This is a genomic window from Peribacillus sp. ACCC06369, from assembly GCF_030348945.1.
In the GTDB taxonomy this organism is placed as follows: domain Bacteria; phylum Bacillota; class Bacilli; order Bacillales; family DSM-1321; genus Peribacillus.
The window spans coordinates 279,553-295,423 of sequence record NZ_JAUCEN010000002.1 but is presented as its reverse complement, the minus strand read 5'-3'; the positions used below and the strand labels follow the sequence as shown (position 1 = coordinate 295,423).

Genomic DNA, 15,871 nt, shown 5'->3' with positions numbered 1-15,871 from the left:
TTATCCCTCCACCTTTACAATCTTACGGCTCGTTAATTCCAACGCAACTTCTATCCCTTTTTTTAATGTATTTTTTGTAATCACTTCATTTAAATTAATTCCTAGGTTAACGATGGTTTGAGCTATTTCAGGGCGAATGCCGCAGAGTATACATTTTGCACCCACTAATCGGACTGCTTCCGCTGCCTGAATGATATGATGAGCAACCATGGTATCCACGACAGGCACACCCGTTATATCGATAAGGACAACTTCAGATCTATGCTTAACAACGCCAGTCAACAGGTTCTCCATTATCTGTTTGGCACGTTCTGTATCAATTGTACCAATCAGCGGCATAACCGTAATGCCTTCCAATACAGGAATGAGCGGAGCCGAAAGTTCTTGCAAGGCTATTTTTTGCATAGAAACAGTTCTTTCCCAAGTTTGGGTATAAATATTGACTATTTCATTATTTATTGGAGTTGCCCATTTATCCAAATGGTTAACAAGATTGACTTGATTATCAGGGGTCACCAGACTCTTGGCCACCATACCATTAATGACAATTAACGTGAATTTATGAAGACCTTCATTGACGAAAGTGAGAGGCCATCCCAATTGGATTACTTTCTCGGCAAAATCTGAAAGCTTCAATGTGAATTCCTTGTTTTTACTATCAACATTCGTGATGATCATATCTATGAATTCACTGCTCGTTTGCGTGAACATTCGATCGGAGACGACTTTAATTAATCTTTCGTCTGTACTTTCCTTCATGATGCCCATCCACTCAGTAAGGATGTAATCTTGATTTTGCTTAATAAAATCGTAAACCAATTGATTCATAATATCCTCCCATTCTAACACAATTGCTATGTTCCCCTGTTCTCGTCACAAGGATGTTAACTAACTGTAATGTTTTTCCCATCTAGTTTTCCATTGGGTTTTCCTTTACACTTTTGCTTTTATTTAAGTATTTACAACATAACTACATACCCAAAATTCAGGTAAGGAAAACATCATTTCAAAGAAAAGTTAGGAGGATTCTATCCAATTTCTAATTATATACTGATTTTATTCGTCAAATTTTATATATATCCTGCTGTAATATTAAGTACATTCATAATAATATGCAAGAAGAGTCATCCTCTGTATTACTTAATTTGGGGCATGTTATTTCGACAAAAAAAACACGATTCCCACCGTCGCAGGAATCGTGCCATCTAAAAACATCAAGAAAGATTTGTATTATAATAACGCCCGGTTTAACGGGAAAAATTTTCTCTAAAACTCAATGAGGCCTAAACTAATTTGCAAAGCTTCATTGACCTTTTGCATCATTGGTTCGTCAAGATGCGTAATTTTATCAGTTAATCGCTGCTTATCAATTGTCCGGATCTGTTCTAATAAAATGACGGAATCCCGCTCGAATCCGTACTTTTTTGCATTAATCTCAACATGCGTAGGCAATTTCGCTTTTTGAATTTGAGCTGTAATGGCTGCCACGATCACAGTCGGACTAAAGCGATTACCAATATCGTTTTGTAAAATTAGTACCGGACGGGTTCCACCCTGCTCTGAACCGACTACCGGGGAAAGGTCTGCGAAGTATACGTCACCACGCTTAACAACAATCAATGGCTCAGCCTCCGCTAACTAATCGTTCAACGCAATGACCAGCCTCGAATTCAGCCTGGAAGGCTTCAGAAGCAATCGTTAAATTAATGGCCGCCATTTCAATATAACCGCGTTTCATCGATTCACGAAACTCTTTCTTTTTACGTTCGCGAAGATACATTTTTGTGGCACGATAAATAAATTCACTGCGATTTACATTTTCTTCACTCGCATACCCATCTAACTCTGTTAAAAAATTTTGAGGTAATCGAATTAATATCTCTCTTGTTGCGCTGGATTCAGACACAAACATACACCTCCACCATCACTACACACCTTTATTATATATCCTTTTCAATATTACCATTAAAATGCCTATCTGCAAAGAGTATATTCTATTCTCAATCCTATTATCAGCATAATAAAGGAAATCTTATTCACAATCTTAGGATTTATTTACAATCCTGTCATTCCAAGATGTAGTTACGTACATGTTTCAACTGATTATCTTTAATATATATGCGGGGCACTCTTGCACCTATCATACATGTTACCTCATAATTGATCGTTTCCAGCTTTGCCGCTATCTCATCAACAGTAATCGATTCATCACCATCATTCCCGATGAGTGTGACCTCTGTTCCTACAGGGAATGGTCCAGGTAGCTTGATCATGCATTGATCCATGCAAATCCTGCCGACAATCGGTACTCTGCTTCCATCCACAAGAACTTCCTGACCTTGCAGTTTACGGATCCAGCCGTCAGCATAACCGATTGGCAAAGTCCCAATCCATTCATCACCTTCAGCCGTATAAGTTGCCCCATAACTAACGCTTTCACCCTTAGCAAGCTGTTTAACCGCGACCATCTTCGTTCTTAAAGATATAGCCTGTCTTAAGGGAAATGGCAATATCGGCTGCATTTCCATGGAAGGGCTTAAACCATACATGGAAATCCCCATTCTTATTGCATTCCATTCAGGATCGGTAAACCTTAAAGAAGCTGCACTATTGGCTGCATGAATATATTCTGGCTTTGTAATCAATGCGGAAAGCATCCCTTTAAATGAAGCAAGCTGCTTTTCATAAAAGTCGGTATTCAATTCATCTGCCGTCGCGAAATGTGTGAATATCCCTTGGAAGTTGAAACACACCTCTTGCTTAAGCAAACTTTCCACTTTCAGGAGTTGACCTTCATCACGAATGCCAATTCTCCCCATGCCGCTATCCACTTTCACATGAACTTGCAGAACTTGTCCCGGTTTCAATAAATCCTTTGCCTTCTCCAACCACGCTACATCGAAAACCGTCACGGAAATCCCATACTCGGCAGCAAGTGCTGCACTTTCAGGCCTCGATGCCCCAAGTACAAGAATTGGAGCCAATATTCCCTTTTTCCGTAAAGCAAGTGCCTCATCCAAAAAAGCGACACTTAAAAAATCAGCCCCCGCTTCAAGTGCCGTTTTAGCCACTTCATAGTCCCCGTGGCCATAAGCATTCGCTTTAACGACAGCGAAAAGACTAACGCCATTTCCCAGTCTTTTTTTCAATGAAGAGATATTTTCAATAATATTATCCAAATTTACTTCTGCCCACGTATCTCGATGAAATACTTTCATTTCCAAGCCCATTTCCTTCTTTCCTGCACTCACAGTAAGATTCTTCCCAGTAGCGAAGTTTTCGTTTCATTATAGGACCATTCTATAACCAACTGATAGAAAGATAAAGTGCTTTTTCACCTTGAATCTAATTTTCCAGCTTGCCAACCCATACCAAATGGAAGGATCTAAAATGTCAACAAGCTGCTTCCCCGCCTATCCTTCCCAGAAGAAGCCTTCATGAGGAGACGGGAAACATCAGCTTGTTATGTAATCCTATTTGACTGGATCTCCCCCAACAGAACGGGCGACTTCTATCATCTCTTCCTGTTTCAAGTCCTTTGATGCAAGCATATAATCCACACCTTCAAAAGTCCATGCAATCGTATTTCCTGTCATGGCTCCGACTGTATAACCCAAATCAACCGGCTCCCCATTTACATTCGTCGAAACGGAAGTTTGGACTACCTCAGCTTTTTCCTGAACCAATGTAAAACTTTTTGTACCCTCATAGGTCAAAACGACACGTTCTCCCTTTTCCGTTGCAATTTCTTTTTCTTCCGTTAAGTTCATATCACCAATATTTTCTGGGTATTTCACCGCAAACCCTTCTTTTTGGACTTCTGCCATAACAGGTGCTTCAAGTTGTGCACTTGTCATGTTTTTCTTCATATCAAATGAATCTTTATCAAAAGTCGTATCGAATTTCACTTTTGAAAATTCAACAAGGACTAATGCGGTCTTATCGGGGTCCATGACTTTTACACTGACTGGAGATAAATCCTTTTTGTTTATAGTAATCTCTTGAAATGGCAACATTTTATTGTTTTGGTAGCGCGTTTTCGTTTCAAAGACATAATGTTTATCCGTTTCTTTATATGTCGCACTTTTATCTTCCGTAATGTCTTTCACCAACGACTCGAACAAATAAGCCTGACTGCTATTCTCCGGCCACTCGCTTTGAAATTTAAAGCTTTTATTCAAAGCAGGCGTCAAAACATATACACCATCATCATTTTTCAAAATCATCTGGCTTTGATCCTTCTCTTCATTTTTAAGATTTACGCGGTAAAAAGAAGGGTCCTTATGCCAAATCTCCACATTATACACTTGAGGTTCCGTCCCCATCTTTAATGTCATCTTCGCGTTAGCTTTATATCCTTTCATTTCGCCAAGCTTCTCATTCAATTCACTCACTACGTCACCCTGTGATTTTTGGCCGCAAGCAGAAAGAGCAAGCAAGAGCATGATCCCTGCAAAAAGCATTAACATCTTCTTCATCTTTTCAACCCCTTTTTGTCATTTGAACGTAAAAGGGAGAGGAAAAGGCAGGATCCGGACATTGGCTCGACTGATGTCTTAGTTTCCTCGGTATTTCAGCCACGGACCAGTTCGATCCGGGCTAAAAACTTTTCGAGAGCACCTACTCTGCCATGTACCTTTTACCGGGCCTTGTCTCCCTATAGCACTAAATGTATATGAGACAACCTTAAGGTTTATGACCCGATTGGACAAAACTCAATTCACCCTTTCAATTACGACCTGAGCCACAGCATAATCCCTGCTGTGGCTAATCGAAAGATGGACCCCTTCAGAAAACGGCTTTGAAATCACTGGCTTTCCTTTTTCATCCGATGTGATTTCGATATCCAAAAAGGACAAGTGCTTACCGATCCCCGTACCATATGCTTTGGAAAAAGCTTCCTTTGCTGCAAAACGTCCAGTAAAATACTCGACCTTCCTTCTTCCATTTAACTTTTCGAAAATCGAGATTTCCTTTTCTGTCAATATACGTTCCTTTAAACGGGGTTGCCGATTAATCAGTGTTTCCATTCTATCCAACTCAGTAATGTCCACGCCTATACCTTTAATCACTTTGACACCTCTTCTATTAAAGTAATAAGTTGCATATCATTAGGAGGACTCTTTTACCTGAAAATGATAATATTGTATCTAATTATAAAAATAATAAGGAGGAATTTATGTTTACAAGAACAGAAGGCTTCCGCGAATACGCCAATTCATATCGAGCTGTGACTGTGCTCATACTCATTATGATGATTGTTTTCGTTCTCATCCTTTTCCCCATATTTCCCGGCAATGTACTCTTTTATTACGGCACAGGTGTAAACTTATACATCTCCGATGGACAATGGTGGCGTTTGATCACCCCCATCTTTCTACATAGCACGTTTACACATTTACTGTTTAATGGGTTCTCACTTGCCATCTTTGGTCCATTCCTGGAGAAATCCCTTGGATCCATAAAGTTTTCAATCTTCTTTTTAACAACCGGAATCCTTGCTAATATCGCAACCTTCCTGATTAAACCACTGACATATAACCACGTAGGTGCCAGCGGTGCAATTTTTGGTTTACTCGGTTTCTTCCTTTACCTTGTACTGTTTAATAAAACAAATTTTACAAATAACGAAAGAAATACAGTATATACACTGACCGGAATTGCCATTATCATGACATTCATCCAACCACAGATTAACGTTGTCGGTCATTTGGCGGGTCTTACAACCGGCGCTTTAACAGCTCCATTATACTTGAGAAAAAAATGGTAGGACAAACAGCCGACTCTTTACTTTCAATCATTGGAGTCGACTGCTTTTTTTGGCAAATACCATGATTTAATTATTAGGCAATCCTTTTCTTCTAAATCCACAACCATGCCGACCCTGGAAGTAACTCCAGATTTAATCGATGCTGAAATCGTAGCTAATTCTTTTCGATTCTGAAACCAACTTTTTTTATACGTGATTGATTGAATTCTGCTTCTCTGCATGATCAATGTTTGCTTTGAGAAAAAACGGCTGCTCAATAGCAACAAATTCCCTTCGATACTCCACCCTGCATCTCTATATTGCATGTAACCCCAAAAGATCGCCAACGGTACAATCAAAAAGGAAAGTAAACCCCAAGGTTTGACAAACCATACCAAAGCTCCGATTATCGGGATGATGTATATAACCTTGCGAAACACATACCGGGAAAGCGCATGCTTAGGGATCGGCTTCATCTCAGTGGTTGTTTGAAAAACAGGTAAAATTTCCAGGATTTTTTCAGGTAAATGCCCCTTCTTGATCAAAGGGAACAGCATGATGGATAGACTTTCTTTATCTTCCATGCTGCCTCCTGCATATTCAAGATAAACCGTCGCCAAACCCAATGGCTTTCGAACGAAATTCTCCATGATCCGGATACCTTGTATTTTATGGATAGGGATTGTCAGCTGTCTTTTCTCGAGAAGCCCTCTGGAAATTACGATTTCATCATCCGTTTTTATCACTGTAAAAGAAGCATATTTAATTACCATACTTAATGTAGCCAGTACATAAACCACCAATAAGGCCACAAGGCCAAGCACGGACAGAATAATGGTTCCCATTCCAATGAAATCTTCATAATCCTTAAATATCCGTTCAAAAGGAATCATTTCATCAAACTGGGAAATAAAAGCGATTCCTCCAGATAAAAAGACACCTACCGCCCCAGAAGTGGCAGCCATAACGAATAATTGCGGCAGTGTCTGTTTAAAAACGGATGCCGATTTTGCTGCATCTTCATAACCCGCCACTTCATATTTATCCTTATCAAGAGGGTTATTCGTATTTTTGTTTTTTTCCTCGTTTATAAAAGCATTGATTCGCTGGGCATCACTTTTTCTTATGGCTGATAATACAGCATCGGCCTGAGATCCGCCTGCAGTTTCAATATTCACCTTCACTAGCCTGAATATCCTCTGGATGATACCCTCTGATATATCAATGCTATGGATTCGATCAAACTTTATATACCGTTTCTTCCTTACGAATACTCCGGACTCAATTCTGAATTCGCCCTCTTCTATGCGATATGTAAAACGAAACCATTGTAGGAATGCAATAACTATCAGAAAAAGTATAATAACGGAAATGACTAGCGGCTGAATCCAGCCAGGAATCCCTTCATTCTTCCCAGGAATAACGATTACTAATAAAAAAGGGATAACTAACTCCTTGATTGATTTAATAATGTTAAGCAATACAGCTATGGGGTGAAGCCTTTTAGGTTCAGACATCTTCTTCCTCCACACTCGCCATTCTGGAAATATAGTGCCGCAGTTCATCTGCCTCTTCAAGGTCCAGGGCAGGTATGACATGAAGGGTCGCGGCAGTGGAAATTTCAACGGAAGCTAAATCATATTTTCTTAATAATGGACCTTGCTTCGTTTCAACATGCTGAACCCTAATCATCGGTATGAGTGTTCTTTTAATGACAAAAATACCACTTTGGATATCAATTTCCGTATCCTTTACTTCGTAACGCCATCTCTTCCATTTCACCGAAGGAATGAGAAAAATGGACAGATAGGATTGGATTATCGAAATTATGATCAATGCTCCAAATATCCAATATGTCCAATCAAAAATGATTGTAAGCACGAGTACGGCAATGCTTATAATCCAAGTTATTGAACAGCTTATAAGACCACTGATTTTCCATACGGTTAAGGCCCTATTCGATATGCGATTTTCGGGTTCCATGGTTTCTCCTCTTCCGTCAAGGTATTTTTGAATGAATCTTCATCATCCATCCTTCACTTTCATCCATTATACTATAATTAAATGCTGGGATTTAACCACTTTTCAAACAAAGTCTTTGAACAGTTCATCCAAAAACCGCAACTCATTTGGAAACCATGGAATATGGAGATGCACATAAAAAAATGCCGCTCAATTGAGCGGCATTTCCAATTCAATTAAATCTTATTTGATTTTTCTCTTTTTTGGCTCGTGCTACGGTTTCCGTAACCATTCGATTTACGGTTCGTGCTTGGGCGTTTACTTGCCCCGCTACCGTAATCTTTTCTGCCTGAAGAACTGCGGCCATTGCGCTGTCTGTTACTAGAAGAACTGCTTCCTCCGCGATTACGACGCATTGGAGATGGAGACTCTTCCGTTAACTTGATTGGCGTTTGATCCGGTTCTTTTGTCATTGATTTAAGCATAGCTGCCACTAAATCCGCCGCGCTATGTTTTTGTAGTAATTCTTCCGCTTGACCAAGGTATAATGATAAATCATCATTCTCGATTGTAGTAAGGATTTTTTCCGTTACTGCTTTTTGTTGACCTTCCAACGCTTCAGTCAACGTTGGAGTCTTAAGTTTCTCCATACGTTTTTTCGTTGTATGTTCAACCGCATGCAGTTGGCCTCTTTCCCTTGGTGTTACAAACGTAATGGCAATACCGTGTTTACCCGCACGTCCTGTACGTCCAATACGGTGAACGTAACTTTCCGGATCTTGAGGGATATCAAAGTTGTATACGTGAGTTACGCCGGAAATATCAAGTCCACGTGCAGCCACATCAGTAGCGACAAGTACATCGATGTTTCCTTCTTTGAACTTTTTCAAAACGGAAAGACGTTTTGCCTGGCTAAGGTCACCATGAATGCCTTCAGCCATATAACCGCGGATATTCAATGCAGAAGCCAATTCATCCACACGGCGTTTCGTACGTCCGAAGACGATGGCAAGATCCGGTGTTTGAATATCGAAAAGACGTGCCAGTGTATCGAACTTTTCACTTTCTTTTAACTCCAAGTAATATTGTTCGATACGATCCACTGTCATTTCTTTCGCTTTTACACGAACAAGAACGGGTTCACGCATGAATCTTTCAGCAATTTTACGGATTGGATCAGGCATTGTAGCTGAGAAAAGCAATGTTTGCCTTTCGTCAGGAACTGTTGAAAGGATCAATTCGATATCCTCAATGAATCCCATGTTAAGCATTTCATCCGCTTCATCAAGAACTACAGTGTGAACTCCGCCCAATTTAATATTTTTACGTTTGATATGATCTAAAAGACGACCAGGTGTACCAACGATAATATGTGGTTTTTTCTTTAAAGCACGGATTTGACGGTCAATATCTTGTCCACCATAAACCGCTAATACACGAGCGCGTTTTCCGTAACCAAGTTTGAAAAGTTCTTCAGAAACTTGAATGGCAAGCTCACGTGTAGGTGCAATAACAATCCCTTGCACGTTTTCGTTATTAATATCGATGTTTTCCATCAATGGGATACCGAATGCTGCGGTTTTACCTGTTCCTGTTTGCGCTTGACCAATGATATCTTTACCTTCAAGTGCTAGTGGTATCGTTTGGGATTGAATCGGGCTCGCTTCTTCAAAACCCATTTTTTCTATTGATTTCATAGACGTTCTATCTAATCCTAATTCGCTAAACAATGTCAATGTTTTCGTACTCCTTTTTATATCGTAAATTTACACGTGCATTCATGAATCATGCACAGATGTTTTTGTTCAAATCCTCATCATCATGACGGATGTTCTACTTTATCTCTTATGAAAAAGTTTATCATTATCACCTAAAAGTATGTCTGCCTTTTAGTTCAAATGAACTCAATATGATTTTTTAAAAAGGAAATATACCAGCACGAACATTCACTGGCATTTTTAACTTCGCGCACGTGTAAACTTATCATTAACATACGCTCATCTTTTTAAAAGTACATGTAACCAAAATTAAATTCAATATGGAAAATTAAAAGTAGCATAAACGGGTGTTTCACCGTTTTATTCAGGTGAGGGCTGCTGCACCTATTATTCATCAGACTTAAAAAGACTGTATGAACAAAACTTGACGAGAGCCAAGATTCTTATACAAAACAGGCCCGGTGCGTTGAGGATTTGCAGAAGTGGAAAAGCGCTAATATGCGGCTTGATTCCCTAATAGCTACTAAAGCCGCCAAGAGATGCAGCTTTTATATATGACCAGACGCGCGGCCTATTTAATCTAAAATAATCTCAAGAATGAACTCATGAAACATGTAAGAACATACAATTTTGTTGCCTCAACCTGATTAATCTAAATAATCATCAATGATAAGACATTTAAACTCATACTTCATATTACCATTTTCAAACTGTTATTGCAATAAAGGATATCTCCCCATTCATGGTTACTAAAAACTTTAGATCGTTTCAAAAATAGGAAAATTGGTATATTCCTACATGGAAATGGCTGTCTTGATACGTTTGAGAAAGAATATAGCATGTTCATTCAATGTGCCATTTAATAAAGGGTTAAAATGTTCCGATTGATTTTTATTTTTCCTTTAGAGATGCTACATCGTCTGATTCTAGGATTACCGTAGTTACTATATCCATTTATGAGTAAATGGATTCTTAAAATTGGAGCGGAAATATTAAATGATTTTACAAAACGAACATCTATTTATATACATGATATGTGTTTTAATGAAATAGTTTCAACAATCCTATTGCAGGAGGTTTTATTCAAAAAAATTGGGTACCTTCCTCGTTTACTCCCATTGAAAAAGATAGGGCTTACTACCAATCCCCTTTACATTTCCAGGTATATAAGATCATCTAAAGTTCGAAATTTCCATTAATTCACCCGAAAATTATAGTAAATCAGCCTAAATGCAGTATGATTGACCTATCAACAAATTAATGGGGGGTTATATGAATATATACACAATAGATGTTCCTTTATGTAAGGATTTTGGTCTGATGTTAGAGTCACTGAACAAGAAAGTCACCTTTTTGGAGGATCCACTCAATCAAAGTGATCTATTCCAGGATTCAACGGACTTAATGCAATCATTATTTATTTTACCTTTACACATATCAAAAGATTCTTGGCAGCAAACCTCGTTGTTCGCCTTAGCTGAATCTCATGATATCCCTATCTTATTTATTTACAAACGTACTAAAGGAATGAGGCCCCCTCCGGCGTTGCCAAAAAGGACCTTTTATGAAACCATGGCAGTCCCTGCCGATTCAGTAGAAGTCAGGATTAAATTAAAATCACTCCAAAACATCAGCATGCAACTGTTTTCAGCAAAAATGAAGGGGCATGAGCTTGAAAAGATTAACCAGAAATCAGCAAGGAGCCTGCGAATTGCAAAGGACTTTCAACTTTCAGGTTTACCTTTGTCGATCAATAAAGAAGATATAGAGGTCAAAGGTCTTTCCCAGCCTTCCAGTGAGTTGTCGGGGGATTTATTTTACTGGACGGAAGTTGATGACAGGACATACGGCTTCATAATGATCGATGTATGGGGAAAGGGCATTCATACAGCACTTATTTACATGTCCATACGAACATTGATTCCTGAGCTTATCAAACGTGTAAAAGACCCTATTTTTATAACGAAGGAACTGAACAAACATATGCAGAATCTATTTCAAGGAGTTAAAAGGGAAAATAAAAACCATGTTTGTTATACAGCCTTCATTGCATACGTGAATACAAAGGATAGACTCATCGAATATGTGAACTGCGGGCTTCCTTCAGCCTTTTTGTATTCCCCATGCACCAATCAACTCCTCAATTTAAATGAAGGGTCTAACCCAATAGGACTAATTCCTGAAATGCCCATTAAAAAAATAGTATTTCATTATGAACCAGGAAGCCGTTTCATCATCTATACAGATGGACTCTCTAAAACGCCGGGACCTTCTGCCATTGACAGATCTGACAATATTGAGATGGACTTTATCGAAAATGTACATCTCGATACACATGACCTTCTTAAGGAGCTTTTGGTTTCAAGGATGAGGCATTCAGTTATTAACGATGATATCTGCATTATTGCCGGGACACTTTTTTAAATACGATAAAAAAGGCCGTTTCATAGAAACGGCCTTCAGACTATAGACTAACTCGATAATAATTGAGTTTGTCTGCATTCCTTTTTAGGTTTTTAAATTTTAACCGTTCTCACATAAAGGGAATTCCAAAAGGGGTTCTGAATTTTCAATTCCGAACCCCTTTTCTACTGAAGCCGTTAAAAAAAGAAACGGCTTTTCTACTCTTTTTTATTTTTGCAAGGCTTGAACGACTTCCTCCAGCTTCATGCCCCTAGAAGCTTTAACGAGAATGATATCATTCACCTGTGTTGACGATTTAAGTTCCTCAATAAGCTTCTGCTTATCTTGAAAAGGACGAACCTTCTCTGATGAAAAAGCCTTGCTCGCTCCCTTGGCAATAAATTCAGCCAAAGGACCATACGTGAAGATCTTATCAATCCGCTCACTTGAAATCAATTCACCAATTTTCAAATGAAAGTCTTTTTCCTGTGGCCCTAACTCCAACATATCTCCCAGTACAAGTATCTTTTTCTCAAAACCAGATAATCCCTCAATCAGCTCTATAGCGGCCTTAACTGAAGTTGGACTGGCATTATACGCATCATTGATGATTTTCTGCCCTTTTGCACCCTCGACCAATTCCATCCTCATATTAGTTAACTGAATGGTTAACAGACCTTTACGGATCGCCGAATCATCTACATGGAATTCTTTAGCCACCAAGATGGCCGCCAATGCATTAAGAACATTATGTTGGCCTAAAACAGGTATCTCATAGTCGATTTCCTTTTCATCAGATGCGATTGTAAACGTTGTACTGTCTGACCCTTGGTTAATAGTCTGCGGAAATAAATCATTTTGTTCTGTACGTCCAAAAGATATTACGTTTAAATCAGGAAAATCCTTTTTGATTCGACTGCGAAGCAATGGTTCATCACCATGATATATGAGCGTTCCATCTTCCGCCAAACCTTCGACAATTTCCAGCTTCGCATTCGCTATTTCCTCGCGTGATCCTAAATCCAATAAATGTGATTCACCGATATTGGTAATGATCGCTACATCTGGCTTTGCCATTTTGGATAAGAACTCGATTTCACCGCGGCTGCTCATTCCCATTTCCAAAACAGCGGCTTCAGTATCCTCTTCCATAGAAAGCACCGTTAGTGGTAAACCTAGATGATTATTGAAGTTACCATTGGTTTTATGAACTTTATAGGTAGTCGCCAGCAATGCAGCCGTCATATCTTTCGTAGTCGTCTTACCGTTACTGCCTGTTATCCCAATGACTTTTATATTCAATTGCTCACGGTAAGCACGCGCTAATTGCTGAAGTGCTTTTTCGGTATTTTCAACAATGACTATCGGTAAATCATTAGGGGGATTCGGAACATCCCTTTGCCAAAAAGAAGCCGACGCTCCTTGCGCTATAGCTTGCTTGACATACTGATGGCCGTCAACCTGCCCACCCTTAAGAGGAATGAACAAACAACCTTCCTTAACCGTTCTTGAATCGATGGTAACCCCATTGATCCCTATGGTCTGGAATGGAGTGATATCATTCAATCCATTTGCCATTTCATGTACTTGTTTTAACGTTCTCTTTATCATTTTGCTCCTCCTACATTCATCGAACCGGTAACCGCTCTCTTCTTCCATTAACCAAACGAAGCAGAAACCAGTGTAAATCGCACCGGCTCCTGCTGATTGGATCCATCAAATCAATTTTTGAAGGATTGTGAAGTTTACTGATACATTACCTGCATGGTCAAACTGTATATTTAATTTGTTGTTTTTCTTGATGACGTTCCAAGGCAAGTTTCACGAGTTTTTCAATTAATGTTGGATAGTCGACACCTGTGTGTTTCCACAATAACGGAAACATGCTGAATGGAGTGAACCCAGGCATTGTATTCACTTCATTAATATAGATTTGGCCCTCTTCCGTCAAGAAGAAATCAGCTCGAACCAATCCAGAGCAATCCAATGACTTAAAGGCCGTAATGGCCATTTCGGATAAAGCTGCATACTCGCTTTCCTTTATCTCCGCTGGGATGACCATTGCGGAATTACCGTCAACGTATTTTGCTGAATAATCATAGAAGGCAAAATCTTTCTTAGGGATGATTTCCCCTGCCACTGAACAAGACGGGTCATCATTACCAAGGATGCCAAACTCGAGTTCACGAGCTATTACCCCTTCTTCAATGATGATCTTCCTATCGAATTGAAAAGCTTCCACTACCGCTTTTTCCAATTCATCAGCATCATTACATTTGCTGATACCGACACTCGAGCCTAAGTTAGCGGGTTTGACAAAGCATGGGTACCCCAATTCATCCGCTACCTTTTTAATGGCGCTTTCAGTATTTTTCTCCCATTCAGAACGAATGAACCAAGTATATTTAACTTGAGGTAGTCCCGCCTGGGCAAAAATATTTTTCATGATAACCTTATCCATTCCAGCTGATGAGGCTAAAACGCCATTACCCACATAAGGAAGATTCAATAGTTCCAGCATCCCTTGCACGGTTCCATCTTCTCCATTTGGTCCGTGAAGCAATGGGAAAATTACGTCATACCCTGTTGATTCACTATTTTCATCAGTTGAATGCGCTTGTAAGGCAAGAGGCGAGCTCGATTTTTCCGGTGAAAAAGTCAAAGCCTCCACACTCTCAGCTGGTCCTGTCAACTTCGGTCCATTAATCCATGAACCCTCTTTTGTTATGTAAATCGGATATATATCAAACTTTGCTAAATCGAGAGCTTTAATGACTGCTAAAGCCGTCTGCATAGAAACTTCATGCTCCGCAGATTTTCCACCATAAAGCAAACCAAGTTTAGTTTTCATGAGTATTACCCTCCAATATTCTTTTAACCATGTTCATTGTATCATTTTACACTAAAACGGATAAAGCGAAACTTCCATCATTGATGCTTTTCCAATGATGGTTAGTTGAGCCAATCGGGCATTTACAGGCTGTTGGCCCACCACATTTCTTTTTCATTACATTTGCCATCCGTTCCCTTACAGCCTGTTAATGCGGGGTAAAGCGAAACTTCCATCATTGATGCTTTTCCAATGATTATAGGCCAACCCACTTCAGTGCGTCGTCCTCTCTAATCTTTTATGCATGAGATAGTAAGTCTTAAACCTGAAATATTCCAGGAGTTTAATAATCCAATCCACGAATCTGGAAGTTAGGATAATCAGGATAATTATATATTTTTTATAATGCTTTCCCATACTTTTTCTTTTCGATTGAACGTAATAAAGACATCCGGCTCCTTAATATTTCTATCCGAAAAGTCATCATGCATCTCATCCATATTTAAATAATCCCCTACGACCCATGCTGGTATCTCAATCTTCGTTCTCGAGTACTTAACATGCCGAAAGGAAAAAATGAGCCCCTCTGCCAGAATATGAGCCAAAGAAGAAATCATTTCTGGAGGGATGGCCGTCAGTTCTCTTTTCTTTCTGATTCCAAGCCACGACCTCTCCACTTTTAATGGCTCCAGCTTTAACGGAATCAAGCTTCCTAACATCATATAATATGTCGAAAGAGAACGAAAATAAATTTTATTGAACCAGCCATCATCCTGGGCAAGGTACACAAATTGATTATTCAATTTACGGAAAAATGGAGGTTCCAGATGGGTTTTAGCATGCCCTAAATATAAAAGTTCCGCTATTTCCCTGCCATCCAATTCATCCAGCCCTTCAGCTTCTTCAAAATCAATCCAACAGAAATCTCCATATGCCCGGACATTTTCTTTAACGAGCTTCGCAATATCCTCAGATGAAGCGCTCTCAAGCAGGACATTCAAATTGTATTCCCCACCATCGAATTGATGTTTCAATAATAAGATGGAATCCATGGTATATGGCAACGAATAAACAAATTCGCGGAAATTGAGTCCATTAAAAAGGACAAACCGTTCAGAAGCCTGCATATGCATATATAAGATATCATTGTTATCACTCTTCATAACCTGATCCCCTCCGAGCTCTCAATCATTAATGTTATTTTATCAA

At 39.3% G+C, this 15,871-nt stretch carries 14 protein-coding genes; 2 read left to right on the top strand and 12 right to left on the bottom strand.

Annotated features, from left to right (window positions below):
- The 6 genes from QUF78_RS02260 to acpS form a co-directional block, all read right to left on the bottom strand.
- Positions 1–828, bottom strand: a complete 828-nt coding sequence (locus QUF78_RS02260; protein ID WP_289323419.1) for an RsbT co-antagonist protein RsbRA — start codon at positions 826–828, stop codon at positions 1–3.
- A 438-nt stretch (positions 829–1,266) separates the two neighbouring features.
- Entirely contained in the window at positions 1,267–1,617 is a 351-nt protein-coding gene (locus QUF78_RS02255; protein WP_034306610.1) for a type II toxin-antitoxin system PemK/MazF family toxin, read from the bottom strand.
- Between the two features lie 7 nt (positions 1,618–1,624).
- A complete protein-coding gene (locus tag QUF78_RS02250) occupies positions 1,625–1,906 on the bottom strand; it encodes a CopG family ribbon-helix-helix protein (protein ID WP_034306380.1) in 282 nt (93 codons plus the stop codon).
- A 160-nt stretch (positions 1,907–2,066) separates the two neighbouring features.
- Positions 2,067–3,218, bottom strand: coding sequence for an alanine racemase (gene alr / locus QUF78_RS02245; RefSeq protein WP_289327212.1), 1,152 nt, complete (start codon positions 3,216–3,218; stop codon positions 2,067–2,069).
- A 255-nt stretch (positions 3,219–3,473) separates the two neighbouring features.
- On the bottom strand, positions 3,474–4,478 hold the full coding sequence (locus QUF78_RS02240) for a LolA family protein (protein ID WP_289323418.1): 1,005 nt from the start codon (positions 4,476–4,478) through the stop codon (positions 3,474–3,476).
- A 237-nt stretch (positions 4,479–4,715) separates the two neighbouring features.
- Positions 4,716–5,072, bottom strand: a complete 357-nt coding sequence (gene acpS / locus QUF78_RS02235) for a holo-ACP synthase (protein WP_289323417.1) — start codon at positions 5,070–5,072, stop codon at positions 4,716–4,718.
- 107 nt (positions 5,073–5,179) lie between these two features.
- On the opposite strand from acpS, the gene QUF78_RS02230 reads away from it, so the two are divergent.
- The gene (locus QUF78_RS02230) at positions 5,180–5,770 is read left to right on the top strand and encodes a rhomboid family intramembrane serine protease (RefSeq protein ID WP_289323416.1); all 591 of its coding nucleotides are present in this window, start codon (positions 5,180–5,182) and stop codon (positions 5,768–5,770) included.
- A gap of 23 nt (positions 5,771–5,793) precedes the next feature.
- On the opposite strand, the gene QUF78_RS02225 is transcribed toward QUF78_RS02230, so the two are convergent.
- The 3 genes from QUF78_RS02225 to cshA all read right to left on the bottom strand — a co-directional run bounded on the left by QUF78_RS02225 (position 5,794) and on the right by cshA (position 9,447).
- Positions 5,794–7,266: a PH domain-containing protein gene (locus QUF78_RS02225; protein ID WP_289323415.1), complete on the bottom strand. Its 1,473-nt coding sequence runs from the start codon at positions 7,264–7,266 to the stop codon at positions 5,794–5,796.
- Positions 7,259–7,732, bottom strand: coding sequence for a PH domain-containing protein (locus QUF78_RS02220; RefSeq protein ID WP_289323414.1), 474 nt, complete (start codon positions 7,730–7,732; stop codon positions 7,259–7,261). Before QUF78_RS02220 ends, QUF78_RS02225 begins: the two co-directional genes overlap by 8 nt.
- Before the next feature lie 215 nt (positions 7,733–7,947).
- A complete protein-coding gene (cshA, locus tag QUF78_RS02215) occupies positions 7,948–9,447 on the bottom strand; it encodes a degradosome RNA helicase CshA (protein WP_289323413.1) in 1,500 nt (499 codons plus the stop codon).
- 1,254 nt (positions 9,448–10,701) lie between these two features.
- Here cshA and QUF78_RS02210 point away from each other — a divergent pair.
- Complete coding sequence (locus QUF78_RS02210) at positions 10,702–11,853, top strand: PP2C family protein-serine/threonine phosphatase (RefSeq protein ID WP_289323412.1); 1,152 nt, start codon at positions 10,702–10,704, stop codon at positions 11,851–11,853.
- Positions 11,854–12,060: 207 nt separating this feature from the next.
- Here QUF78_RS02210 and QUF78_RS02205 read toward each other — a convergent pair whose 3' ends face one another.
- The 3 genes from QUF78_RS02205 to QUF78_RS02195 form a co-directional block, all read right to left on the bottom strand.
- A complete protein-coding gene (locus QUF78_RS02205) occupies positions 12,061–13,443 on the bottom strand; it encodes a UDP-N-acetylmuramoyl-tripeptide--D-alanyl-D-alanine ligase (RefSeq protein ID WP_289323411.1) in 1,383 nt (460 codons plus the stop codon).
- A gap of 157 nt (positions 13,444–13,600) precedes the next feature.
- On the bottom strand, positions 13,601–14,683 hold the full coding sequence (locus QUF78_RS02200) for a D-alanine--D-alanine ligase (RefSeq protein ID WP_289318747.1): 1,083 nt from the start codon (positions 14,681–14,683) through the stop codon (positions 13,601–13,603).
- A gap of 368 nt (positions 14,684–15,051) precedes the next feature.
- The gene (locus QUF78_RS02195) at positions 15,052–15,825 is read right to left on the bottom strand and encodes a hypothetical protein (RefSeq protein ID WP_289323410.1); all 774 of its coding nucleotides are present in this window, start codon (positions 15,823–15,825) and stop codon (positions 15,052–15,054) included.
- Positions 15,826–15,871 lie beyond the last annotated feature (46 nt).